The organism is Streptomyces cyaneofuscatus, from assembly GCF_000718135.1.
Classification (GTDB): domain Bacteria; phylum Actinomycetota; class Actinomycetes; order Streptomycetales; family Streptomycetaceae; genus Streptomyces; species Streptomyces cyaneofuscatus.
In genome coordinates this window covers 1-22,656 of sequence record NZ_JOEM01000030.1, presented here as the reverse complement: position 1 = coordinate 22,656, position 22,656 = coordinate 1, and the positions used below count along the sequence as shown (strand labels likewise).

Below are 22,656 nucleotides of genomic sequence, written 5' to 3'. Positions count from 1 at the left end.
GCCATCCTAGTCGGCGCAGCCGTATGTGTTGAATCCTTTCATTAATTGTCAACCGCATCCTCTTGACGGGCCTCGCCGCAAGTGCTTTCTTACTTATGAAACGATTCATCAACGGCGTCGACGCGGCGCCCCAGGTTCCGAGGTTGACCATGACTGTCGTGCGGGAGGCCGTAAAGGCCACGCTCAGGGCCCAGACCATTGAGACACCCTCCTGGGGCTATGGGAACTCCGGGACCCGCTTCAAGGTGTTCGCCCAGCCCGGCGTTCCGCGCACGCCGTGGGAGAAGCTGGAGGATGCGGCGAAGGTGCACGAGTTCACCGGTGTCGCGCCCAAGGTCTCGCTGCACATCCCCTGGGATGAGGTCGAGGACTACGCGGCCTTGGCCGCGTACGCCGAAGACCATGGCCTGGGGCTCGGTGCCATCAACGCCAACACCTTCCAGGACGATGCCTACAAGCTGGGCAGCGTCTGCCACCCGGATGCGCCCGTGCGACGCCGCGCCGTGGACCACCTGCTGGCGTGCGTCGACATCATGGACGCGACCGGCTCGCCGGACCTCAAGCTCTGGTTCGCCGACGGCACCAACTACCCCGGTCAGGACGATGTCTCCGCCCGGCAGGAGCGGCTGGCCGAGTCCCTCGCCACGGTGTACGCGCGCCTCGGCGAGGATCAGCGGATCCTGCTGGAGTACAAGTTCTTCGAGCCGGCGTTCTACACCACCGATGTCCCGGACTGGGGCACCGCGTACGCCCACTGCCTCAAGCTGGGCCCGAAAGCGCAAGTGGTCGTCGACACCGGGCACCACGCACCGGGCACGAACATCGAGTTCATCGTGGCCCTGTTGCTGCGCGAGGGGCGGCTCGGGGGCTTCGACTTCAACTCGCGCTTCTACGCCGACGACGACCTGATGGCCGGGGCCGCCGATCCCTTCCAGCTCTTCCGGATCATGTACGAGGTGATCCGGGGCGGGGGACTGGCGGCGGAGACCGGGATTGCGTTCATGCTCGACCAGTGCCACAACATCGAGGCGAAAGTCCCAGCGGTCATCCGCTCGGTGATGAACGTGCAGGAGGCAACGGCCAAGGCTCTCCTGGTCGACCACGACGCTCTCGCATCCGCTCAGCGGACCGGAGACGTGCTCGCCGCCAACGCCGTCCTGATGGACGCCTACGCCACCGATGTACGCCCGCTCCTGCGTGAGGTACGCGAGGAGGCGGGCCTGAACGCCGATCCCGTCGCCGCGTACGCCGCATCCGGCTGGTCCGAGAAGACCGCCGCCGAGCGAGTCGGTGGCGAGCAGGCCGGCTGGGGTGCCTGACCCCACGCCCTCGCGCGCCGGCGTTCATTCCGGCCCATCGCGGCTCCTCACCTGCCGCCCCGCCCTCCCGCCCGTTCCAGAAGGATGCTCATGTCTTCCGTCCGCCGCCCCGCCTCCGATCTGCTGAAGCGTTCGCACCGCCTCGGCTCCGATGCCCGCAACACGAACTACGCCGGCGGGAACACGTCGGCAAAGGGAGCCGGGGCTGATCCCGTCACCGGTGCAGAGGTCGAGCTGCTGTGGGTCAAGGGATCGGGCGGCGACCTGGGAACGCTGACCGAAGACGGTCTCGCCGTGCTCCGGCTCGACCGGCTTCGCGCTCTGAAGGACGTCTATCCGGGCGTTGACCGCGAGGACGAGATGGTTGCCGCTTTCGACCACTGCACCTTCGGCAAGGCCGGCGCCGCCCCCTCCATCGACACCGCCATGCACGGCCTGGTGGAGGCGGCCCACGTCGACCACCTCCACCCCGACTCCGGCATCGCACTCGCCTGTGCTGCCGACGGGGAGAAGCTGACAGCCGAGTGCTTCGGCGACAGCGTGGTCTGGGTGCCGTGGCGCCGCCCCGGCTTCCAGCTCGGGATGGACATCGCCGCAGTCAAGGCGGCGAACCCGCAGTCGATCGGCTGCGTTCTCGGCGGCCATGGCATCACCGCCTGGGGCGACACCTCTGAAGAGTGCGAGAACAACTCCCTGCGCATCATCCGCACCGCCGAAGCCTTCCTCGCCGACCGTGGCCGACCCGAGCCCTTCGGGCCGGTGATCGACGGCTACGAGCCGCTCCCCGTCAGGGAACGCCACGAGCGGGCTGCTGCCCTGGCCCCTCACATCCGGGCCCTGGCCTCGCAGGACCGTCCTCAGGTCGGACACTTCACTGACAGCGAGGTCGTCCTCAACTTCGTGTCACGCGCCGAGCACCCCCGACTCGCCGCTCTCGGCACCTCGTGTCCCGACCACTTCCTGCGCACCAAGGTCGCCCCTCTGGTCCTGGACCTGCCGCCCACCGCACCGCTGGACACGACCGTACGGCGGCTCAAGGAGCTCCACGCGGCCTACCGCGAGCAGTACGCGGCCTACTACCAGCGGCACGCGACCGCCGACTCGCCCGCGATGCGCGGAGCCGACCCGGCGATCGTCCTCGTGCCCGGGGTGGGGATGTTCTCCTTCGGCAAGGACAAGCAGACCAGCCGGGTAGCCGGAGAGTTCTACGTCAACGCGATCAACGTGATGCGCGGCGCCGAGGCCGTTTCCGCCTACACCCCGATCGAGGAGTCCGAGAAGTTCCGCATCGAGTACTGGGAGCTGGAGGAGGCCAAACTGCGGCGCATGCCCCCGCCCAAGCCCCTCGCCACCCGGGTCGCCCTGGTGACCGGAGCCGGAAGCGGCATCGGGAAGGCGATCGCGCACCGGCTCGCCGCCGAAGGCGCCTGTGTCATCGTCGCGGACCTCGACACGGACAGCGCCGAAGCGGTAGCGGACGAACTCGGCGGACCGGACCGGGCGGTTGCCGTCACCATGAACGTCACGGACGAGGAAGAGATCACCGCCGCGTTCCGCGAGGCCGTCCTCGCGTTCGGAGGCGTCGACCTGGTCGTCAACAACGCCGGCATCTCCATCTCCAAGCCCCTGCTGGAGACCACCGCGAAGGACTGGGACCTGCAGCACGACATCATGGCCCGCGGCTCCTTCCTCGTATCCCGCGAAGCCGCCCGGCTCATGATCGAGCAGGGCCTCGGCGGCGACATCGTCTACATCGTCTCGAAGAACGCCGTCTTCGCCGGCCCGAACAACATCGCCTACTCCGCCACCAAGGCAGATCAGGCCCACCAGGTGCGCCTTCTCGCGGCCGAGCTCGGCCAGCACGGCATCCGCGTCAACGGAGTCAACCCCGACGGCGTGGTGCGTGGTTCGGGGATATTCGCCGGCGGGTGGGGTGCCCAGCGGGCAGCCACCTACGGCATCGAGGAGGACAAGCTCGGCGAGTTCTACGCCCAGCGGACCCTGCTGAAGCGGGAAGTCCTGCCCGAGCACGTGGCGAACGCGGTCTTCGCCCTCACCGCGGGCGACCTCAGCCACACCACCGGTCTGCACATCCCCGTCGACGCGGGTGTCGCCCCGGCCTTCCTTCGATGAGGGCAACCGACAGCGCACTCCTCGCCGCCGTCGACCTCGGCGCCAACAGCGGCCGCGTCATCGCCGGTCGCGTCACCGCCGGCCGGGTCGACCTCGCCGAGATCCACCGGTTCGCGAACCGCCCTGTCCGTCTGCTCGAAGGCCTGCGCTGGGACATCCACTCCCTCTACACGGGGGTCCTCGACGGACTGAAAGCAGCCGGGGAAGTCGACAGCGTGGGCGTCGACAGCTGGGCCGTGGACTACGGCCTCCTTGACGCCGACGGCCACCTCCTCTCCGCTCCCGTCCACTACCGCGACACGCGCACGGATGGCGTCCCGGAGCAGGTCTGGCAGACCGTCCCCGCCGAGCAGTTGTACGCCCGCACCGGTATCCAGCACGCCCCGTTCAACACCCTCTACCAGCTTGTCGCCGCGCAGCGCACCGCGCAGGCGTCGATCGCCTCAAGACTGCTGTTGATCCCTGACCTGATCAGCTACTGGCTGACCGGCGAGCAGGGCACTGAAGTCACCAATGCCTCGACCACCCAGCTGCTCGACGCGAGCACCGGAACGTGGGCCGAGGACATCGCCCGCCCTCTCGGCATCGACCTGACCCTGTTCGCCCCACTGCGCGCCCCCGGCGACAGGGCCGGCACCCTGCTGCCGGACGTGCTCCAGCAACTGAACTGGCATCGGCAGGTACCGGTCACCACGGTCGCGTCCCACGACACCGCCTCCGCCGTCGCCGCGGTGCCCGTCGGCCGCAAGGACCACTTCGCCTACATCTGTACCGGCACCTGGTCACTCGTGGGCCTGGAGCTGTCTGCACCCGTGCTGACCGAGGCCAGCCGGCTGGCCAACTTCACCAACGAAGCGGGTATCGACGGCACCGTGCGATACCTGCGCAACGTCATGGGCTTGTGGCTGCTCCAGGAATGCATGCGCGACTGGGGTGATGACGATGTGGTGGGACTGCTGCGGGAGGCCGCCTCGGTAAAGGGGCTGCGGTCGGTGATCGACGCTTCCGACACGGCCTTTCTCGCACCGGGCCTGATGCCGCGACGCATCGCACAAGCGTGTTCGGCCACAGGACAGCCCGAGCCGGTCACGCGCGGGCAGATCACGCGGTGCATCCTCGATTCCCTCGCGCTGGCCCACCGGCGCGCGATCGAGCAGGCACAGGAGCTCTCCGGCCGCCACGTCGACGTCATCCACATGGTGGGCGGCGCCGCCCGCAACAGGCTGCTGTGCCAACTCACCGCCGACGCGTCCGGCCTGCCCGTCGTTGCAGGCCCGGTGGAAGCGGCCGCCCTGGGCAACGTACTCGTCCAGGCCCGCGCTCTCGGCCTGGTCGGCGACGTCCCCCAGATGCGGCAGCAGGTGGCGGACAGCCAGCCGCTGCACCGCTACGAACCGTCCGGCGACCGAGCGGCCTGGGATGCCGCTGCCCGGCGGATCTCCGGCTGAGACCGGACGCCCGAACCTCCGGATGGGCGCGGAACCTGACACCGTGCCCATCCGGAGCCCTACCGCCCGAACCGAAGGACCGCGATGCGTGTCGCTCTCTTCCTCACCTGTGTCAACGACACGCTCTACCCCGACACCGGCTACCGGCGCCAGGCCGAACCGCTCCCTCACCGGGTCGCCGACGTCTTCGCCGACTACGACGCCGTCGTCATGCCACCAACTTCACCGCCCAGGCGGCGTGGTCACCTATCGACGCCGGGCAGCTCGACGGCGTCGAGTTCCACCTGGAACGGGCACTCACCCTTCCGCGACGGGCCCGCCCAAAGGGGCTGCGACCGGGGGCGCTGTCCACCGGGCCTGTCACCGAGGTGCCCCGCTCGCGAGGGCCACCACGGCTGCCCGGCGGTGATCCGTCCACCCGGTCAGCCGGGCGTCGTCCCGCCCGGCCTTGAACAGCGCCTCCCGCCGCACCCACAACCGCAGCAGCGCCGGGCCGGGTTCAGGCTCGGCGCCGGCGGCGTCCACCTCGGCCTCCGGCAGCAGCCGGCGCAGTACGGTCAGGGGTCCGGGCCGACGTTCGAGGGGCTCCACGTCGATGCCGACCGGGCCCGGCCCGACTGCCGCGGCGGCAAGGCCGTCGGCGTGACTGAAGCTGACGCCGAGTCCGGGGCGGCCGGGCAGATACGGGCGGCCGTGCCCGTCCCGCCCGCATCCGGGGCAGCGCTGGGCCGGATACACCGTCTGCGGCGGCCGGCCGATGACCCGGGCGGCGCACAGTCGCAGCAGCAGCCGGGCCGCAACCACATCGTCGCGCCGGCCCGGCACCCGGATGTGCGCGAGCCGCCGCTGCTCCCACGGGGCGAGCATGCCCTCGTCCAGCTCCGGGTGCGCCAGCACCTCGGCGGTGGTGGCGACCAGCACGGAGGCGGTTACGCCCCTCTCGTACGACGACGGGAGACCGGGCTGCGGAAGATACGGCGGCGGGTGGCGGGTCACGGGCCCGTGCTCAGCCGGCCGGCGCGTCCGCGAGGACGGCGGAGCCGAGGAAGCGCTCCCTGACGCGGGCGAGGGTGCGGAAGTCGTCGATGGTGACTTCCTGCAGATCGATGCTGTCACCCGAGATCTCCTCCAGGAGATCGATGAACTCCAGGAAGTCCATCGAGTCGATGAGGCGTGCCTCGATGAGGTCCTCCTCGACGCCGATCGGGCTGTCGAGGCCGGGATTCTTCTCATTGAGCCACGCTGTGACACGTTGCATGGGGAAAAAGCTCCTCTAACTTTTCTGGTGACTGCCAGGTATCGAGGTCAGGAACCGGCAGCGCGGAGCCGCTCCAGGGCCTGCTCGGCGGTGCCGTGGGCCAGGATCATCGCGTGTACCCAGCGCTCCATACCGAAGGCGACGCAGGAGCTGTACGCGGGCCCGTGAGAGCCCGCCCGGATGCCGAGCCGCTCGCCGAAGAAGTTGCGGTGCCGGTTGACGGAGGCGATGGCCGTGCCGTCGGGGGAGCTGTACTCGAACTTCACCGGGTCCAGCGCCATCAGGCGGGCCCGCGATCCCCCGTTGTCGTAGAACGGGTCGTCGGCCGCCGCCCGGGTCAGGGTGAGCCCGAGCCGCCCGGCCACCTCTTCGACGTACTCCCCGCCACGTCTCTGGTGTTCGCTCGCTCCGTCCTTGGTGCCGAGGTAGATCACCTCCCGCATGTGGAACCCCCACAGGCGGCGCAGACCGTCGTAGTGGGTCTCGTTGCGGAAGCAGCGGCCGACCGCCGAGAGCCTGAGCCCGTCTTCGCCTACGTCCTCGCCCTCAAGGGAGAGCAGCAGCCCGTAACAAGTCGCGGAAGGCAGCACATGGCCGGTCGGCTGCAGTGGGAGGTCCTGGGGCGACCCGCCGGAGGCCAAGCCGTCAAGGGCTTCGGAGCCGAACCGCCCGACGGATACGCCGAGATGAGGAAAGTTGCGGAAGAAGTCGAGCCGCGCGAGTCCTTCGACGGACAGCAGGGGCGGCCCCACGACCTCGGGGGCGGCGAGCCGCGCGGCCAGGCCGGTCAGCAGCTCATCCAGGCCCCGCAGCAGAGCAGTGCGGACCGGGTCCAGCGTGATCAGCCCGGCACCGGGACTCTTCAGCTCGATACCCGGCAGAGCCGTGATGCTGGATGTGTTCATGAAACCGCGTCTTTCTCGGTGTGGGCCGGCAATCGGGACACCCACCGGGTGTACGGACCACATCGCCGTGGCGGCGGTCCTGAACAGGGCCGTCAGCGGCCGGAACGCAGGCAGGAAAACGGGTTGACAGCCCGTCACAAATTCCGACCGCGCCCTTGGACAGTAGGCCCGTTGCCCAGGTGTTGTCTAGACCAAAGAAACCGAACGGCAGGTATCGGTTCCGTGGTCTCCTGGCACATGCAGGTATGTCATATCCCCATATGTGTAGCGCACTTGACAGCCCAGGCGGTCTGGACCAATCCTGCTGACCGACGTGGTCACGACTCTTCCCACCACGGCACTGCCATCCATCCCGCCGTCTGCGGCGACCCCGCTCCCTCGGGGTCGCCGCACGGCCGGCCGAGGAGAAGGACCTGCCATGAACCTCATGACGACACCCGCCCCTCGCCGTCGGTCCCGCCTGCACCGCGCGGCGTCGGACCTCCCGTACTTCAGCGCGGACGGCGAGGCCTATCTCGCGCAGACCGCCCTGCGGGAGCTCGACAAGTCACGCCCGCTGCGGGTGCTGTCCGAGGGGGACTTCGCCCACTGGCAGACCTACGGCTACGTCATCGTCCGGGAAGCGGTACCGGCCCCGGCGGCGCGCCGGCTGCTCGACTTCACCTGGGACTTCCAGGGGCTAGACCCCGAACGGCCCGAAAGCTGGTACGAGGACCGACCGCTGCGCTCCGAGCTGGACCAGCAACTGCACATCTACGGTTTCGTGGAGGCGTACCACCACCAACTCCTCTGGGACAACAGGCAGTCGCAGCGGGTCTACGACGCGTTCGTCGACGTCTGGGACTGCGAGGAGCTGTGGGTCACCCTGGACCGGCTCAACCTCAACCCGCCCAACCGGGGCAACCGTGACCGCGCCCTGATCGAGCCGACGGACCGGGGCTTCGACATCGAGCTCCACTGGGACATCGACACCACGCTCGCCGTCCCGCCGCAGCGGGTGCAGGGCATCATCGCGCTCAACGACACTCGGCCGGAGACGGGCGGTTTCCAGTGCTGCCCGGAGCTCTTCCGGCAGTTCGACGCCTGGAAGGTCGGCCAGCCCGGGGACCGGGATCCCCTGCGCCCCAGCATCGACCGGGACGAGTTCCCCGTCGTACGACCGGATCTACGCCCCGGCGACCTGCTCATCTGGAACGGTCTGCTGGCCCACGGCGTGGCGCGCAACCTCTCCCAGAGCGGAGTGCGGGCCGTGCAGTACCTGTCGATGATGCCCGCGCTGGAGGAGCACGAGCGGCTGCGCAAGTCCCGGGTGGAGTCCTGGCGTCATCTGCGCACCCCCCGCTGGAACCGCACCCTGGTCGGCGACCCGGTGCTCCCCGAGTCCAAGCGCTACCCCACGGCCGACCTGAACCCGCTGGGCAGCCGGCTGCTCGGGCTCGCCTCGTGGCAGGACCCGGTCGAGGACACCGCACCCGCCTCACAGGGCACCGGGGTCGCCGGGGCCACGGCACCCGCCGCGCAGAGCGGGGAGCTTTCGTGCGCCGCGTCTGCCTGACTCTGCCCACCCATCGGGCCTGCGTAGGCACCATCGCGGCGGTCGGCGAGGAAGCCGCCTACGGGGCACGGCAGTTCGGCGTCGAGGTACATCTGCTGGTGCTGGACTCCTCCACCGCGCCGGTCCTCGCCGAGCACCGGGAGGCGGTAGCCGCGCTGCCCCCCTCCCCCGGTGTGACCGTCCACCATTTCGACGAGGACACGCAGCGCGCCTTCCTGCGCGAGGTGATCGGCCGGTCCGGGGCAGCCCGGCCCGACCGGCTGCTGGACCTCATGCTGCCGAGCCGCGTCTCCTACGGGGCGTGCACAAACCGGGCCTTCCTCATCGCCCAGGCCCTCGGCTGCACGTCCGTCCACCGCCGGGACTCCGACAGCCGCTACCAGCAATTCGACGGCAAACCGGTCTTCCCCCTCCACCAGGAGCTCACCTACCTGGGCCAACAGGCAGACGCGGTGAGAAAATCGGCGAACCGGAGCAAGCTGCCGCCGGGGTCCGAGGGCCGCCGGGTGGCGTTGACGGGCGGCTCCTTCGTGGGCGAGATGTCGGTGGACGTCGCCGAGATCAGCGAGCTCGACCCGGACACATACCGCGAACTGGTCGGCCTGTCGATACCGGAGGGAATGCCGGAGATCTGGCGGGAACATCTGATCAGCGCGTCCTTCCGGGGCGCCGGGAAGACCTCGTTCGACGGCGACCGGACCCTACTCGCCCCCATCAGCCCGATGCGCGTGGACATGTGCAACATCGGGCTCGACCACGAGGTCTACCGCAGAGTCCCACTGCCGCCCGCCACAGACACCATCGGCAGCGACTACTTCCTGCTCCACCTCGCCCACAACGCACGACTGCCCGGCCTCCAGCACAACCGGCACATCGTCAACTTCCATACGAAGGAGCGGCGTACAGATGCCGGTTTCCTCACGTACCAGCTGCGGTTCGCCAAGTTCCTGCTGGCGATGACGTATCTCAACGCCGTGCATGCGAGGACGGCGGCAGCCGCCGACGCGCTGCTCGACGCTGAGGGCCATGTCCGGGCGCCCGTGGTGGCCGGTTTCGTCCGCGACAGCGTCGGCCTCAACCGTGCGGAGGTCGTCCGTCGCCTCGACACCGTCGAACGTGCCTACCGTCGGCTCGGCGGACGCTACACCACGGTCGCGGACACACTCACGGAGAGCCGCTCCCGACTTCTGGATGAGGCCCGGGACGACATGGCCGACTTCGCTCTCCTGATGGACCACTGGGAGGCGCTGGCCCGTGCGAGCGCCGAAGCGGGCCTGGCCGTGAACCGATGAACACCTCTGTCGGCAAGGACACCATGCATCAGAGCCCCCCGCCTACCCCACACGCTCCGCGTACCGTCTCCGTCACCTACGCGGGTGGAGACGAGCGCCGCGGCCCCCTCACCATGGGCCAGGCCAATATGATCCGCTGCATTCTGCGGGACGACCCCGAGCACATCAACAACCACGATGTGTGGGCGATCCCCGCGGGCACCGCAGTGGACGCCGCGATCGACGCCCTGCGCATCCTGGCCCTGCGCCACGAAGGGCTACGCACCACCTTTCCGCACGCCCCGGGAACCGCGCCAGTGGAGCAGGTGGTGGCGGCCGAGGGCACGTTCACGGTGACCGTCGTCGACCACAGCGAGTTCCCCGAGGAGCCCGCACGGTACGCCGAGTCGGTGGCGCGGGCGGCCCGCGCCGGCCGCTTCGCGCTGGACCGGGAATTCCCCCTGCGGATCTCACTGCTCACCCTCGGTGGCGTACCCGTGCACGCCGCCCTGGCATCCAGTCACGCGGTAACGGACGCCAGCGCGCTGGCCGTGCTGCGGGAGGAGTTCCTCGCTCTGCTGGCAGGGGAGGAACTCCCCTCCCCTGCCTCCTTCGCCCCGCTCGACCTGGCCGCCCAGGAAGCCTCCCCCACCGGGAAGCAAAAGTCGGAGGCATCGCTGCAGTACTGGGAGCGGATCATTCGCACCGAGCCTCAGGAGATGTTCGCCGAGCCGCGGGCCGCGGGCGCAGACGGCCGGGCCCGGCAGCTCACGCTCCGGTCCGGGCGCGGCGCGCGGGCGCTCGCCGCGGCGGCAGGGCGCATTGGGAACCCCGAATCCACGGTGCTGCTGGCGGCCTGGTGCGCGTTGGTAGCCCACCGGTCGGGCCAGGACTCCTGCGTCACCGCCGTCCCGACCTCCAACCGGTTCCACCCCACAATCGCCCGCTCGGTGAACACCCTGTCCCAGGACGCGCTGCTCTGCCTGGACGTCCGGGTTCCGTCCTTCGACACCCTGGTCCGCAAGACCTGGGGCGCCGCGCTCAACGCGTACCGGCACAGCCAGTTCGACTCCGTAAGACTGTGGGAGATGATCGACCGGGTCACCGGGGAGCGGGGCAGCCACTTCGCGCGGGACGTGGTGTTCAACGACGTCAGCGTGCTTCCTGCCACCCTCCTGTCGACCTCACCGCAGGAGAGCCGGGCGGCCGAACCCAGCCTGACCTGGGGGTCGTTCCAAGCGCTGCCAACACGCATGCTGGCTTTCACGTACGAGACGGCACCCCAGCTCCACATCTCCCTGTGGGCCGATCCTGCGCTGTTCACCCCGGACGAGGCGGAGGGATTCCTGACCGGCCTGGTGCGGCTGCTGGAGGCTGCCGCCACCCGGGAGGTACCGCTGGACTCGCTCACCGGGTTGACGGGCGTCTGGCCGGCCGTGCGCGGTCCCGACTGGACCCGGGTGAACGGCTGTTGGGTCTCACCGTGCGCCGTGCGGGACGCGCTGGGAGCGGCGGTGGGGGGCCTGCCGGTGCACATCGCAACGGACGCGGAGGGCTCCGGCCTGGTCGCGTACATCGCGCGCGGCAGTGACACGGCTCCGACCCCGACCGGGGTCCACAAGGCGCTGATGGCCGAGCTCCCCGCCCATGGCGGTACGGGGGTCATAGCCCCGGCCCGCTACGTGCTCGTCGAAAGCCCGCCGGCCGAGCGGGACCGGAGCGACGCCTGGCATCGGCTGCAAATCATCGAGGAAGGGACCGGCAGAAGCCGGCAGGTACGACATGAGCATTGACAACACGAACCTCCCACAGAAGCAGCACGAAGAGCCGCTGCCCAGCCCCTGGCAATCGAACCGGTTCCGGCTCTTTTTCACGGCCCGCAGCGCCTCGCTGCTGGCCGACGGCATGCTGATGGTGTCCCTCACCACAGCCGTGCTGGGCGCCGGCCACGGAGCGAGCGGCGTCGGATACGCGCTGGCCGCGTGGATGACCCCGATCGTCCTGCTGGTGCTGTTCGGCGGAGTGCTGGCCGACCGGTTCACCCCCCAGCTGATGATGATCTGCGCCGACCTGATGCGGATGCTGGCCATGATCACGCTCGGCGCGCTGCTCTTCTTCTCGGACAGCGTCCCGCTGTGGCAGATCATGGGGCTGATGGCGCTCAGCGGTGCCGCGACAGCGATGTTCCAGCCCGGTATGGCAAGCATGGTCCCCCGGGTCGCCGAGGACATCCAGAAGGCCAACGCGCTGCTGCGGATCTCCGAGGCCCTGAGCACCCTGCTGGGCCCCGGCCTGGCAGGCATCCTGGTCGCCTACTGGCAGGTATCGGGCTCGTACCTGGTCATCGCGGCGGCGTACGCGCTGAGCGCCCTGGTGCTGCTGCCGCTGCGGAAGCTGCACACGGAACGCGACGAGGGCGACGACCCGATGTGGCGCAGGCTGGCGACCGGTTGGCAGGAGTTCCGGTCCCGCCAGTGGCTTTGGGGCGTCATAGCAGTCTGGTCGGTCTACGGCCTGTTCGTGTTCGGCCCCGCGCTGCCGCTGGGCGCAGCGCTGATGATCGAGCAGCACGGGGCGAGCGGCTACGGCTGGATCGCCTCGGCGGACGGTGCCGGCACGATCATCGGCGGCCTGATCGGCATGCGGGTCCGCCCGCGCCGCCCCCTGGTGGCCGGCGCCCTGGCGATGCTCTGCTTCGCGCTCAACCCCCTGGCCCCGGCCCTGGAATGGTCGTTCGCGGCGACAGCCGTGGCCCACGTCGTCGCAGGCTACGGCTTCGCGTTCTGGGGCGTGATGTGGGCGACCAGCGTCCAGTCTCACATCCCGCTGACGGTCCTGAGCCGCGTCTCCGCGTACGACGTCGCGGGCTCCATCATGGTCATCCCGCTGGGCCGCGCGCTGGCGGGCCCAGCGGCGGACGCGTTCGGCGCGAACGAGGTGCTGATCTTCTCGTCGGTCATGTCGTTCGTGCTGCTGGCCGCGATGCTCGCCATCCCGGCGATCCGCGCGCTGCGGCGGGCACCGGAGGGGATCACGCTGAAGTCCAGGGGCGATCAGCCCGCCGTGTGACTCCTCCGGTGCTCGAGCGCGTTCGGGACGGAGGAAGAAGGGCGGGAGCGAAAGCGGCGGTGACGCTGGTGGCGCGCACCCGGTAGCAGGTATGCGCCCCGTCGGCGAAGCTTCCGGCCCGTGTCTCGCGCCTGGATCCGTTCAAGGCGGCGATCGACCAGATCCTGCGGGTTGACCTACTGATCTTTTCGTAAGTTCGGTGGGTGTGGCGGGCTTGTTGGTGGGAGCCTGATGTTGTGTCTTTCATGCCTTCGCCTGTTGCCTCCAGGTCTGTCGTTCCTCCTTTGAAGCGGCCGCAGTTGGCCGAGGCTCAGCGCGTACGGGCGGCCGAATTGTTCGGGCAAGGCCGCACGAGTGCTGAGGTCGCACGGTTGCTGGAGGTCAGCGACGAGAGCGTGAGGCGGTGGAGACGGGTATGGGAGGAGGGCGGCACTGACGCCTTGCGCCGACGTCCTGCCGCCGGTCGTCCTCCTAAGCTGGATGAGGCTTAGGTCGAGCAGGTGCGGGCCGCGCTGGAGCAGGGTGCCCAGGCTCATGGTTTCGAGGCCGACCTCTGGACTCTGGAGCGCGTCGGCACTGTCGTGGAGCGGGTCGCGGGTGTGGTGTTGTCGAGGGCGTCGGTGTGGCGGCTACTGACCGGCCGGCTCGGATGGAGTCTGCAACGGCCCGAGCGGCGGGCGGTCGAACGGAACGAGTCGGAGATCGCCCGCTGGATCGCCCATGAGTGGCCGCGCATCAGAAGGGGGGCCGTGAACACACGTGCCTGGATCGTGTTCCTCGAAGAATCAGGTGTCTCCCTGCTGCCTCAGGTCCGCCGCACCTACGCACCCCGGGGCCGGACCCCGCTGCTGCGGCACCGGTTGAACTGGAAGCGTGCGTCGATGGCCGGGGCCCTGGGCTACCACTCCACCGACCCCGGACGCGGGGCCCGTCTGTGCTTCCACCTCAAGCCCGGCAGCTACGACACCATCGCCCTCATCGCGGTCCTCCGCCGGGTCCCCGGCTCCGCAGCCCCGGCCGCCGCCGTACAGGCTTTTCCTCGCCCAGGACGCACGTGCTCCAGTCCCGACCGGGCCGGACGATCAGCCCACGGGCTTCGAGTCGGCCGAGCTGATGGGCCACCGAGCTACTGCTGGAGAGACCGACTCGGGCCCCGATCTCCCGAACCGTGGGCCCCTGCCCGCGCTCCGCGAGCCACGACCGGATCACCACCAGCACCGCTTCCTGCCGGACCCTCCACCGGATCGACCTGCTCGCGAGTGGCTACTCGGAACCGGTGTCTGGCTCAGGTGGTTGGAACAGTGCCGCCGTCGATGACGTACTCCGCGCCCACAATGGATGAGGCTCGGTCCGACACGAGGAAGCCGACCAGGTCCGCGACCTCCTCCGTCGTTGCGAACCTTCCGATGGGAACCCCTCCGAGGGAATCCATCAGGCTCTGCTCCGCCTCCTCGCGGGTCAGTCCGTTGCCCTTGGCGAGCTGGTCGATGAAGCCCGCATACGCTCCGGTCTGAATGCCCCCGGGGCTGACGGCGTTTACTCGCACTCCTCGTGGGGCCAGTTCGTTCGCGAGACCCTTGCTGTACGTACGCAGTGCACCCTTCGCTGACGCGTACGGCAACGTCGCGTCGTGCAGCGGCATCTGACGCTGGATCGACGTGACGTGGACAACTACTCCTGATCCCGCCTCCACCATTGCCGGCAACAGTGCTCGATCCAGTCGGACAGCTCCCAGGAAGTTCAGGTTGAGTTCCGCCAGCCAGTGCTCCTCGGTCGCTGCAGCGAATCCGCCAGGCGGGGTCGAGGATCCTCCGACAACGTGCACCAGGATGTCCAGCGCACCTCCCTCAGAGATCTTGGACACGACGAGCTCAACACCGCCCACCGTGGAAGTGTCCGCCTCGATGAACCGGTCGGGGCGCTGGTAGCCGCCGGGCATTGTGCGTGCCGTGGTCCACACGTCGGCGCCCATCTCTCGCAGTCTCTGCACGACGGCCTTGCCCGAGCCCTTCGAACCGCCCGTGACCAGCGCCCGGCGACCGTTGAGACGATCGCGATCTGAACGAGACATCTTTCTCTCCTCTGAAGATCGGGGGGTGCGGGTTCGGTCAGGCCGGGTGGTTGGCGATGACGAGTTCGGCGATGAGGTCGTCCCGCAGCGCGAACCGGTAGTCGAGCTCGGCGACGCCTCCCGGGAAGGTGCCTTCGAGCCGCACGGTTACCACCCAGTGGGTGTCATCGGCGCGGTGAGCGCCGACCTGTTCGGTCGTGTATGCGAACTCGGATCCGGCGTCCCGCAGGAACGCGTGGGTCTCCTCCCGGCCGCGGAAGGTCTCGTCCTGGTCGACGATCACCGCATCCACGGCGAGGAACGACGAGGCGGTGTCGGCGTCGCGGGCGATGTGAGCGGCCAGGAACTGGCGCGCGGCGGCCGGGAGTAGATCGGACGGAAGGTCGGTGTGCTGTGTCATGAGCCCACCGTGTGACCTCGCGGCGCGGGAGGGTCAAGCCATGGACTCTCCCCCAGGGGAAACGTTCAGAATGAGGGGATGCTGACCATCGGCGAGTTCTCGCGGCTGACCCACCTGAGCGTGCGGACCCTGCGCCGGTATCACGAGGCGGCCCTGCTGGAACCTGCCGTGGTGGACGAGACCACCGGTTACCGCTACTACGGCGTCGATCAAATCCCGACCGCGCAGGTCATCCACCGGCTCCGCGAACTCGACGTCCCCCTGAGCGATGTGCAGCAGATCCTGCGGACCCCCGACCCTGGTGTCCGGGCGACGCTGGTCGCGGAGTACCTGCAACGCCTCGAGGATTCACTCGACCGCACCCGGGCCGCAGTCGTATCCCTGCGCCGCCTGCTGCGGCCCGACCCCGCGCCCATCGACGTCGAGCTACGTGCGGAGCCCGCACGGACGGTCGCGGCGGTGGAGGCCATGGTCGGGCATCGCGACATCGAGACCTGGTACGCAGGCGCGATGGCCGAGCTGGAGGCGGCCGTCGTCGGCGACGTGACCGGACCGCCGGGCGGCAGCTACGACAACGCCCTCTTCGAGCAGGAGCGCGGTCACGCGCTCGTCTACCTGCCGACCCCTGCGCCACCTCGCACCGGACGTGTGCACCCCGTGAGCCTGCCAGCTGCGGAACTTGCGGTCACCACCCACGTCGGCGAGCACGACGGCATCGAGGTCACGTACGGCGAACTCGGGACCTGGGTGGTGGAGAACGCGATGTCGGTGGCCGGGCCGGTGCGGGAGGTCTATGTCGTCGGCCCCCGCGACACGAGCGATCCCGCCGCGTGGCGCACCGAGATCGGCTGGCCAGTCTTCCGTGTCACCTGAAGTAGCTGTTTTCCTCGGTATCTACGGCGTCAACCGTGTCCTGCACATCTACCCGATTGTCTGCGCCGCCCGCACCGCCTGACACCGCCGCCCCCCGACACTGTCCCGCCCGCCCAAGGGCGGCCAGGGTAGGCAACTGATACGGGCGGCACACCGCACAGGGCACAGCCCTGTGCGGTGTGCCGAGCACGGGCGCGCTCTGCGCTGACCGCCACCAGCGGCCGGCCCCCGCCCGGCCCAGCGGCCGCCACGGTGGACGCTGCGGGCCCCAGGCGTGAGCGGGGCCGGGGCCGCGGTGTCAGCTGGTCGCGGTAGCCAGGTTGGCGCGCAAAGCGGTGATGTCCTGGGCGGCACGGGCGGCGGGGAGGCCCGCGCCTTGCTCCTCGCAGACGCGGATCATGTGGAGTTGTGCGCGTTGCAGCCGGTGCAGGGTCCAGGCTGCTTTGCGGCCGTGGGCTTTCTTCATGTGTTTGCGGAGTGTGCGCCGTTCGCGCAGCGAGGTGAGGCTGTCGCGTTCTTCCGGAGTCATGAGGTCGTCGTCGATGTAGTGGTCGGCGACGGCGCGAAGCTGGCTGCCTTCTTCCTGGCCCGCGTACCTCCACAGGAGATATCCGAGGGCAAGGACCGGAATGCCCTTGACGACAGAGAGAACGAGGATGCCGCTCACTCCGCCGCCGCCGACGTTCTGGAGCCAGGGTGAGTTCCAGAAGAAGTGCATGGACCAGGCGAGAACGAAGGAGCCCACGGCGATGGCGGTGCGCTGTACCAGGGGCTTGTGCCGGCGGGTGAAGAAGTAGCCGATGCCGAAGGCCGCGACCGAGGTGTACAGCGCGTGGCTCCAGATGCCGCTGAAGATTCCGCGCACCAGGAGCATCAGTGCGACCGGAGCGACCTGGTTGGTGTTGGGGAACTGGATGGCGGTGTTGACCGAGTAGAGGAGGTCTTCCACGATCTGGAAGCCGAGGCCGATCATCGCTCCGAGGACCACGACCGACAGGATCGTGCGGAACTGGGTTCGGGCGATCATGATCAGCAGGATCAGCCCAAGGACCTTAAGAGTCTCCTCGTTGATCGGACCGGCCAGCGCGGGCCCCACTCCTTGGCGAACTGGGGTCCGACCAATTTGGAGGACAAGGACTGGACGGCGGTGTTCACGGGGATCGCCAGGTAGCAGGCGGCGAAGCCGCCCCAGGCGAAGGCCATGGCGAAGCCAAGCGGGGGGTGCTGCTCGAACAGGTCCAGGGACCGGAAGAACAGCAGGAACGGCAGCGCGTACAGGGCCCATACCAGGGTCGCGAGAACCACTGCGGTGGGCACGACGCGGTATCCGGCGTAGAAGTTCGACATCATCGAGAAGGCGCCGTTGGCGAGGAAGAACAGGAACAGCCAGAACGCTGCCCGGCGGGGCTGGAAGAACCCGTCGACACCGAGCGGCGCGTGCTCGTCGATCAGCGAGCCGCTCCCCAGCCTGTGCCGGACTGTGCGAGGTTCGTGCGTCATGCTCAATTTCCCGCCTCTGTTCTGACGCTGTCGACCATCTCGTGGAACGGGCCATCGCGGCGGGTAGGGCTCCCGAGGCACTTTGACCGTTGAGAGTCACCACGGTCTTGGCCTCGGAGTCGTAAGCGATCCAGACGATGCCCTCAACCCCGGAGGTGAAGTAGGAGAACTTCACCCCGGTCAGTCCGTTGGCGGTGTGGAAGGACTGGTCGTTTCCGTAGAGATGGGCTTTACCTCCGGCCTGGAGGAGCTTCTTCTCCCTGGAGGTCTGCTCGCCCAGGGAGCCCATCCACGTCGCTATCGAGACGGTGAACGTATTCGGCCCACTCGTAAGGGTCGAGCGCTGCCCCGGGTTGATCGCCTCCCGCTCGAGGGACCAGTCGCTGGCCGGGACGAAGGAGACGCTCTCCGGCACCGTGATCGTGGTACCGGGCCGCACCTCCTCCCTTGCCGGATGCGTGACTGTCCCAGATCAGCCAGAACCCCACGTACAGGAACACGAAGAGCAGCACCAAAGCCGACCCACCGAGCGTTCCGTACCGTTCGCGCCGGGGTATCGCAGGCAACGCCGGCACCCCTGCTTGAGATGTCTCCACGACGTTCCTCTCTACTATGTGATCACATCACACGAAACAGGCATGTCGCTGATGCGCAGGAAGAATGTCTGCCTTATCCGTTCTTGGTGAGCTGCTCTTCGGACGAGTAGCTGATCCGGGAGCAGTACGGCGATGTCGCCGATCGCGAGCACCCTGTCGGCATGCGCTGTCCGTGCGCCGTGGTTTCGTGCAACGGCGGCGGAGCCACTCGGCACCACCCACCACAGCGCGAACCAGGCAGCGGGGCGCTCGATTTTGAGGGCCGGGGCCGGTAGCCGGTGCGAGGGCCGCCGTCGGCGGGTAGGGGCGACGGGGATGCCTGGGTGGACGCGGCCGAAGTCGAAGCGGCAGTTGCAAGTGCTCGCCGAGCGAGGCGCCAGGGAGGCAGAGCAGGTGATGCCGGAGACAAGACGCGGTCTCCGCCTGCACTGACTCGAGTTCGGCCACGGCGGCGAGCGGGCGGCAGGCGCGCCTCGGACGAACACAGTGTTGTTGCCATGATGACGTCGATACCGCGAATGGCGGCGGCAGCACGGTCACCGCGGCGCGGTGCTGGCGGCCGCGTCCGTGCACCGGACACGGCCGCCAGCAGCGTCTGCTCCGGGACGGCTGGAGGCGGAGCACGCGCTGGGGCGGTACGAGCACCAGCCGTCTGACCTGCCACCCACCCCGCCGCCGCCGGGATCTGCAGATCAGTGATCGTCCTCACGACCCACCTGCTGGGGCATGCTCAGGGTCACCGTCCCAGAGGCGGAGGCCGTCGGGCCTCGCCACCGTTCACAGGGCTGGGGCCGCAAGCACGAGCCGCTGATTACGCGCTCCGGCGCCCACGGCGGCGCAGCGTGTACAGAGACGCGCCGCCGACCGCGGCCAGGGCGGCGCCGACACCGGCGATCAGGGGTGTCGCGGAACTGCCGCCTGTCTCGGCCAGGTCCTGATGGTCGGCGCGCTCCGGCTTGGCGGGCGCGTCGGCGTCGGTGCCCTTTTCGGAGACGGGGCCGCCCTCACCGCCGTGGGTCTGCGGGGCGGGTGCTTGGGTGTTGCCGTGCTCGGCGGATCCGGCCGCGGGGGCAGGGACCCCGTCGAGGCTGACCGAGACGGTGGCCGAGCCGGACCGGCCGACCTCGACCGCGACCTTGTTCGCCTTGTCGGTGAGCGTGGTGACGGCGTCGTCCTTCTTGCCCTCTCCTTCGCCGGGGGTGGGGTCGAGAAGCCGGGAGTGGTTGTAGTCGCCCTCGGGTGCAAGGTAGGCGTACAAGCCCTCGATGGCGGCGTCGAGGTTGTCGTCCGTGTAGGCCGGGTCCTCGTTGCGGTACTCCACGACCAGCCGGTCCTTGCCCAGCGGTATGTCCAGGACGCGGACGCCACCGGCTTGGCCGCTGTGGAGCGGGCTGAGGGTGAAGGTGGCGGACTTCTTCACGGTGACGGCCTGGCCGCCGGGCAGCCAGCCCCGACTGATCAGCTCGGGGGCGTTGAAGCCGACGCCGGGGCCGCCGCTGCCCATGGGGGTCTTGTCGCTGTAGCCCTCTCCGGTGGTGCAGCCGTCGAGGTCGCCGTCGGGACACTCGTCGCGCTCGTGGTGGCCGAAGCCCTGGTTGTGTCCGAACTCGTGGACCATGGCGCCCTTGCTGATCTTCACGTGTACGCCGACAAGGGGCCGGGAAGCCCGGATGAGGACGCCAGTGACGGGTTCGCCCGTGGCGGGTGGTTCGTGCCCTACGTGGACGAGGCGCTGGAGCGGCTGGCCAATACATGGCTGGGCACGGCCGATGCGTTCCTGTTCGGCGGACGGACGTATATGAACCTCGCCCGGGACTGGCCGAAGAGGGCAAATCACCCGACTGCCGGGATTTTGGACGGGCTGCCGAAGTATGTCGCCTCCGACAGCCTGGCCACGGCAGACTGGAACCCGACAACGATTCTCTCCGGAGACGTCCCTGCCCAGGTCGCCGAACTGAACCGGCAGCCCGGCCGCGACCTGCAGGTCCATGGCAGCGGCCGGCTCGCCCGCTCGCTGCTGCAGGCCGGCTTGGTCGACGAGCTGCGACTCGTCATCGCCCCCGTCATCGTGGGAACGGGCCGCCGCTTGTTTCAGGACGGCGCCCCTCCGGCAGGTCTCCAACTGGTCGACCACCAATCGACTCCAGGAGGACTGGCTGCCCATACCTACCGTGCGACAGGCATCCCAAAATTCGGCACCTACGGAGCAAACGCATAAGCCAGGTGGCCATGTTGGATGACGTGGCGGAGACGTGCGGTGGCAGTGATGTCTTGGAAAGGGTCGCCTGCCAGCCGTGACCAGGTGCGAGGGAGCCGCTGAGGCGGCTTCCTGCGCGTCTCAGGTCTGGGTCATGACTACGAAGCGAGAGGGCGGAGGGCTCCCCAGCCTCGCTGATCCGCGCCGGGGTGCTGCCCCTGTTGCGAGCGCAAGGGCTGACCGCGGGGGCCCTGCTGCCGGGGCCGGATGTCTACCGCTCCCGTACGGCTGCACGCGCCGGGGCAGGGCGGCTACGTGGCCCTCACCAATACGGCCGCGATCGGCGTCGGGACCGTCCTCGGCAGCCAGTCGGGCGGGCCGGTGCACAGCGCCGCTGGGCACCGACCCCGTAGGCGCCGGACACTTTGGTGATGGGCCTCTCCAACATTCGGTCCTTCCGCCGTGCCGGGTTTCACGCCATGGGGTGGCGGGTGCGGTCGGCGCGGAAAGCAATGACGGCGATGTCGTCGATCGCTTCACCAGCGGTCGGCAACAGGCCCTGCAGGAGAGCAGCAAGGGAGTGGTCGGAGCTCCGCAGCGCGGCCACACGGTGCGCAAGCTGGTCCATGCTCTCGGAGATGTCCGTCCCTCGTCTCTCGACCAGTCCGTCGGTGTAGAGCAGCAGGGTCTCACCGTCGCGGAGATCGAACTGACCCTCGTGGCGCGCGGCGCCGGGTGTCACGCACAGAGGCAGGTCGGGTGCCGCTACGCCGGTGAGGTGCCGGGGTTGGCCGGTGGCCGGGATCAGAAGCGGTGGCGGGTGGCCGGCGTTGGACAGAGTGACCTTCCAGCGGTGGCCGGGGGTCGTGCGCACGACGGCGTGCATCGCGGTGACCAGAGCGGCTGTGCTGACGCCTTGGGTGACCTGGTCAAGTCGGCTGAGGGTGTGCGCGGGGCCGTCAGTGCCGGCGCTGTACGCGAGGGCTCGAAGCATGCTGCTGGTCTTGGTCATCTCCGTAGCGGCCCGGAGGTCGTGTCCTGCGACGTCGCCGATGGACAGGGCGAGGGCGCCGTCGGGCAGGAGGGTGGCGTCGTACCAGTCGCCGCCGATCTCGGCCGTGGTGCTGGCGGGGTGGTAGACGGCGGCCAACTCCCCGCCCCGGATCTGCGGCGGGGTGATGAGGAAGGAACGCTGCAGAGTCAACGCGGTGTTGCGGAGGCTCTGGAGTTCCAGGGTCCTGCGCAGCGGCTCCTCCACGCTGCGCAGGACCTCTTCCAGCAGTCCGAGTTCGATCTGGCGGGCGGGGGGTTGCCCAGGCAGCTGGAGGCGGCGGCCAGAGCTGCAGTACGGCCGTCGATGACGATGGGGATGAGCGCGAGGCTCGTGGCCTGGGCCCGTGCCATCCACGCGGCCGACGCATCGGAGACGAGGCCAGGTGGCCGGCCGGGCGGGAAGGTGATCATCTGGGTTTTCCGGCGGTCGATCGTCTCCCTGGACAGGGCGCCGAGCGCGAAGTTCTCGCTGATCGGCCCCAGTAGAGCCACCCCCTTGGCGAGCGCGGTGCGTACGCGGCTGGCGTAGAGAACACCGGTGCCGGCGTCGGCTTCGTCGGGGTACCTGAGCTGGAAGATCGCGAGGACGTCGGTGAGGTCAGGGACGACGGCGGCCGCGGTCGTGGCGAACACCCTAACAGGTTGTCGCTGGAGGAGACCGCTGAGACCCGTTCCAGCAACCGGTCGCGTGTCCTGACCTTCCACTGGTCCTCGGCGTCCGCCACGGTGCCGATCCACTCGACCACCGCACCGTCGCGCAGCACGGGCACGGTGACGATCCGCATGTGGCGGTAGCGGACGGACTCGCCTTCCTGCCGGATCCGTACCACCGCGTCGAGCAGAGCATCCCCACGGGCAGTCGCCGCCCACTGAGTCGTTTCCAACCTGACGGCGCTGGTCGCGTGTTGCACGGATCTGCGGAACGACGAAGCTCCTGGTAGACGGGTTCACGACCAAGATCCACCGTCCGCCAGGAGCTTCGTATGCTTGTCTACCCGTCGTCTATCG

At 69.1% G+C, this 22,656-nt stretch carries 21 protein-coding genes and 2 pseudogenes; 12 read left to right on the top strand and 11 right to left on the bottom strand.

What is annotated here, in order from left to right; all coding sequences use genetic code 11:
* Nucleotides 1-158: 158 nt before the first annotated feature.
* The 4 genes and pseudogenes from rhaI to IF17_RS1000000140010 all read left to right on the top strand — a co-directional run.
* Nucleotides 159-1,319, top strand: coding sequence for an L-rhamnose isomerase (rhaI, locus tag IF17_RS0133265; protein ID WP_425315177.1), 1,161 nt, complete (start codon nt 159-161; stop codon nt 1,317-1,319).
* A gap of 90 nt (nt 1,320-1,409) precedes the next feature.
* Nucleotides 1,410-3,452, top strand: a complete 2,043-nt coding sequence (locus tag IF17_RS0133260) for a bifunctional rhamnulose-1-phosphate aldolase/short-chain dehydrogenase (protein WP_030574307.1) — start codon at nt 1,410-1,412, stop codon at nt 3,450-3,452.
* Complete coding sequence (locus tag IF17_RS0133255) at nt 3,449-4,900, top strand: rhamnulokinase (protein ID WP_030574304.1); 1,452 nt, start codon at nt 3,449-3,451, stop codon at nt 4,898-4,900. Before IF17_RS0133260 ends, IF17_RS0133255 begins: the two co-directional genes overlap by 4 nt.
* Before the next feature lie 84 nt (nt 4,901-4,984).
* Nucleotides 4,985-5,125 (top strand): annotated as a pseudogene (locus tag IF17_RS1000000140010) ((Fe-S)-binding protein); the annotation flags it as partial.
* Nucleotides 5,126-5,260: 135 nt separating this feature from the next.
* Here IF17_RS1000000140010 and IF17_RS0133250 read toward each other — a convergent pair.
* From IF17_RS0133250 to IF17_RS0133240, 3 genes are read right to left on the bottom strand one after another with little or no spacing between them, the layout of a single operon-like run.
* Nucleotides 5,261-5,896, bottom strand: coding sequence for a 4'-phosphopantetheinyl transferase family protein (locus tag IF17_RS0133250; protein WP_051884190.1), 636 nt, complete (start codon nt 5,894-5,896; stop codon nt 5,261-5,263).
* Nucleotides 5,897-5,906: 10 nt separating this feature from the next.
* The gene (locus tag IF17_RS0133245; protein WP_030574297.1) at nt 5,907-6,158 is read right to left on the bottom strand and encodes a hypothetical protein; all 252 of its coding nucleotides are present in this window, start codon (nt 6,156-6,158) and stop codon (nt 5,907-5,909) included.
* 47 nt (nt 6,159-6,205) lie between these two features.
* A complete protein-coding gene (locus IF17_RS0133240) occupies nt 6,206-7,063 on the bottom strand; it encodes a class-II aminoacyl-tRNA synthetase family protein (protein WP_030574291.1) in 858 nt (285 codons plus the stop codon).
* 427 nt (nt 7,064-7,490) lie between these two features.
* On the opposite strand from IF17_RS0133240, the gene IF17_RS0133235 reads away from it, so the two are divergent.
* The 6 genes and pseudogenes from IF17_RS0133235 to IF17_RS1000000140445 form a co-directional block, all read left to right on the top strand.
* Nucleotides 7,491-8,618 carry a phytanoyl-CoA dioxygenase family protein gene (locus IF17_RS0133235; protein ID WP_179115576.1) on the top strand — a complete coding sequence of 376 codons (1,128 nt, stop codon included), beginning with the start codon at nt 7,491-7,493 and terminating at the stop codon, nt 8,616-8,618.
* Complete coding sequence (locus IF17_RS0133230) at nt 8,600-9,910, top strand: DUF6271 family protein (protein ID WP_030574286.1); 1,311 nt, start codon at nt 8,600-8,602, stop codon at nt 9,908-9,910. Before IF17_RS0133235 ends, IF17_RS0133230 begins: the two co-directional genes overlap by 19 nt.
* Entirely contained in the window at nt 9,907-11,682 is a 1,776-nt protein-coding gene (locus IF17_RS0133225; RefSeq protein ID WP_030574283.1) for a condensation domain-containing protein, read from the top strand. The genes IF17_RS0133230 and IF17_RS0133225 overlap by 4 nt, the downstream gene beginning before the upstream one ends.
* Nucleotides 11,672-12,958, top strand: a complete 1,287-nt coding sequence (locus IF17_RS0133220) for an MFS transporter (protein WP_030574280.1) — start codon at nt 11,672-11,674, stop codon at nt 12,956-12,958. Before IF17_RS0133225 ends, IF17_RS0133220 begins: the two co-directional genes overlap by 11 nt.
* A gap of 245 nt (nt 12,959-13,203) precedes the next feature.
* Nucleotides 13,204-13,449 carry a helix-turn-helix domain-containing protein gene (locus IF17_RS1000000140450; protein WP_355962461.1) on the top strand — a complete coding sequence of 82 codons (246 nt, stop codon included), beginning with the start codon at nt 13,204-13,206 and terminating at the stop codon, nt 13,447-13,449.
* Nucleotides 13,450-13,458: 9 nt separating this feature from the next.
* Nucleotides 13,459-13,668, top strand: a pseudogene (locus IF17_RS1000000140445) (helix-turn-helix domain-containing protein); the annotation flags it as partial.
* A 265-nt stretch (nt 13,669-13,933) separates the two neighbouring features.
* On the opposite strand, the gene IF17_RS1000000139400 reads toward IF17_RS1000000140445, so the two are convergent.
* The 3 genes from IF17_RS1000000139400 to IF17_RS0133210 all read right to left on the bottom strand — a co-directional run bounded on the left by IF17_RS1000000139400 (nt 13,934) and on the right by IF17_RS0133210 (nt 15,429).
* Nucleotides 13,934-14,167 (bottom strand): LexA family protein, encoded by a 234-nt coding sequence (locus tag IF17_RS1000000139400; RefSeq protein WP_237667276.1) that lies wholly within the window; start codon nt 14,165-14,167, stop codon nt 13,934-13,936.
* Between the two features lie 76 nt (nt 14,168-14,243).
* Entirely contained in the window at nt 14,244-15,029 is a 786-nt protein-coding gene (locus IF17_RS0133215; RefSeq protein WP_030574276.1) for an SDR family oxidoreductase, read from the bottom strand.
* Between the two features lie 37 nt (nt 15,030-15,066).
* Nucleotides 15,067-15,429, bottom strand: coding sequence for a nuclear transport factor 2 family protein (locus tag IF17_RS0133210; protein WP_030574273.1), 363 nt, complete (start codon nt 15,427-15,429; stop codon nt 15,067-15,069).
* 78 nt (nt 15,430-15,507) lie between these two features.
* On the opposite strand from IF17_RS0133210, the gene IF17_RS0133205 reads away from it, so the two are divergent.
* On the top strand, nt 15,508-16,302 hold the full coding sequence (locus IF17_RS0133205) for a MerR family transcriptional regulator (RefSeq protein ID WP_030574271.1): 795 nt from the start codon (nt 15,508-15,510) through the stop codon (nt 16,300-16,302).
* 298 nt (nt 16,303-16,600) lie between these two features.
* Here the strand turns inward: IF17_RS0133205 and IF17_RS1000000138775 are convergent, their stop codons facing one another.
* The 3 genes from IF17_RS1000000138775 to IF17_RS1000000140005 form a co-directional block, all read right to left on the bottom strand.
* On the bottom strand, nt 16,601-17,398 hold the full coding sequence (locus IF17_RS1000000138775; RefSeq protein WP_157851190.1) for a PrsW family intramembrane metalloprotease: 798 nt from the start codon (nt 17,396-17,398) through the stop codon (nt 16,601-16,603).
* Nucleotides 17,341-17,802, bottom strand: coding sequence for a hypothetical protein (locus IF17_RS1000000139105; protein ID WP_051884188.1), 462 nt, complete (start codon nt 17,800-17,802; stop codon nt 17,341-17,343). Before IF17_RS1000000139105 ends, IF17_RS1000000138775 begins: the two co-directional genes overlap by 58 nt.
* A gap of 1,407 nt (nt 17,803-19,209) precedes the next feature.
* Complete coding sequence (locus tag IF17_RS1000000140005) at nt 19,210-20,037, bottom strand: LAETG motif-containing sortase-dependent surface protein (protein ID WP_030574269.1); 828 nt, start codon at nt 20,035-20,037, stop codon at nt 19,210-19,212.
* On the opposite strand from IF17_RS1000000140005, the gene IF17_RS1000000140000 reads away from it, so the two are divergent.
* Nucleotides 20,038-20,616, top strand: coding sequence for a dihydrofolate reductase family protein (locus IF17_RS1000000140000; protein WP_030574266.1), 579 nt, complete (start codon nt 20,038-20,040; stop codon nt 20,614-20,616).
* A gap of 451 nt (nt 20,617-21,067) precedes the next feature.
* Here IF17_RS1000000140000 and IF17_RS1000000139995 read toward each other — a convergent pair whose 3' ends face one another.
* Nucleotides 21,068-21,853, bottom strand: coding sequence for a PP2C family protein-serine/threonine phosphatase (locus IF17_RS1000000139995; protein ID WP_051884185.1), 786 nt, complete (start codon nt 21,851-21,853; stop codon nt 21,068-21,070).
* Entirely contained in the window at nt 21,796-22,281 is a 486-nt protein-coding gene (locus tag IF17_RS1000000139990; protein ID WP_244890567.1) for a hypothetical protein, read from the bottom strand. Before IF17_RS1000000139990 ends, IF17_RS1000000139995 begins: the two co-directional genes overlap by 58 nt.
* Nucleotides 22,282-22,656 lie beyond the last annotated feature (375 nt).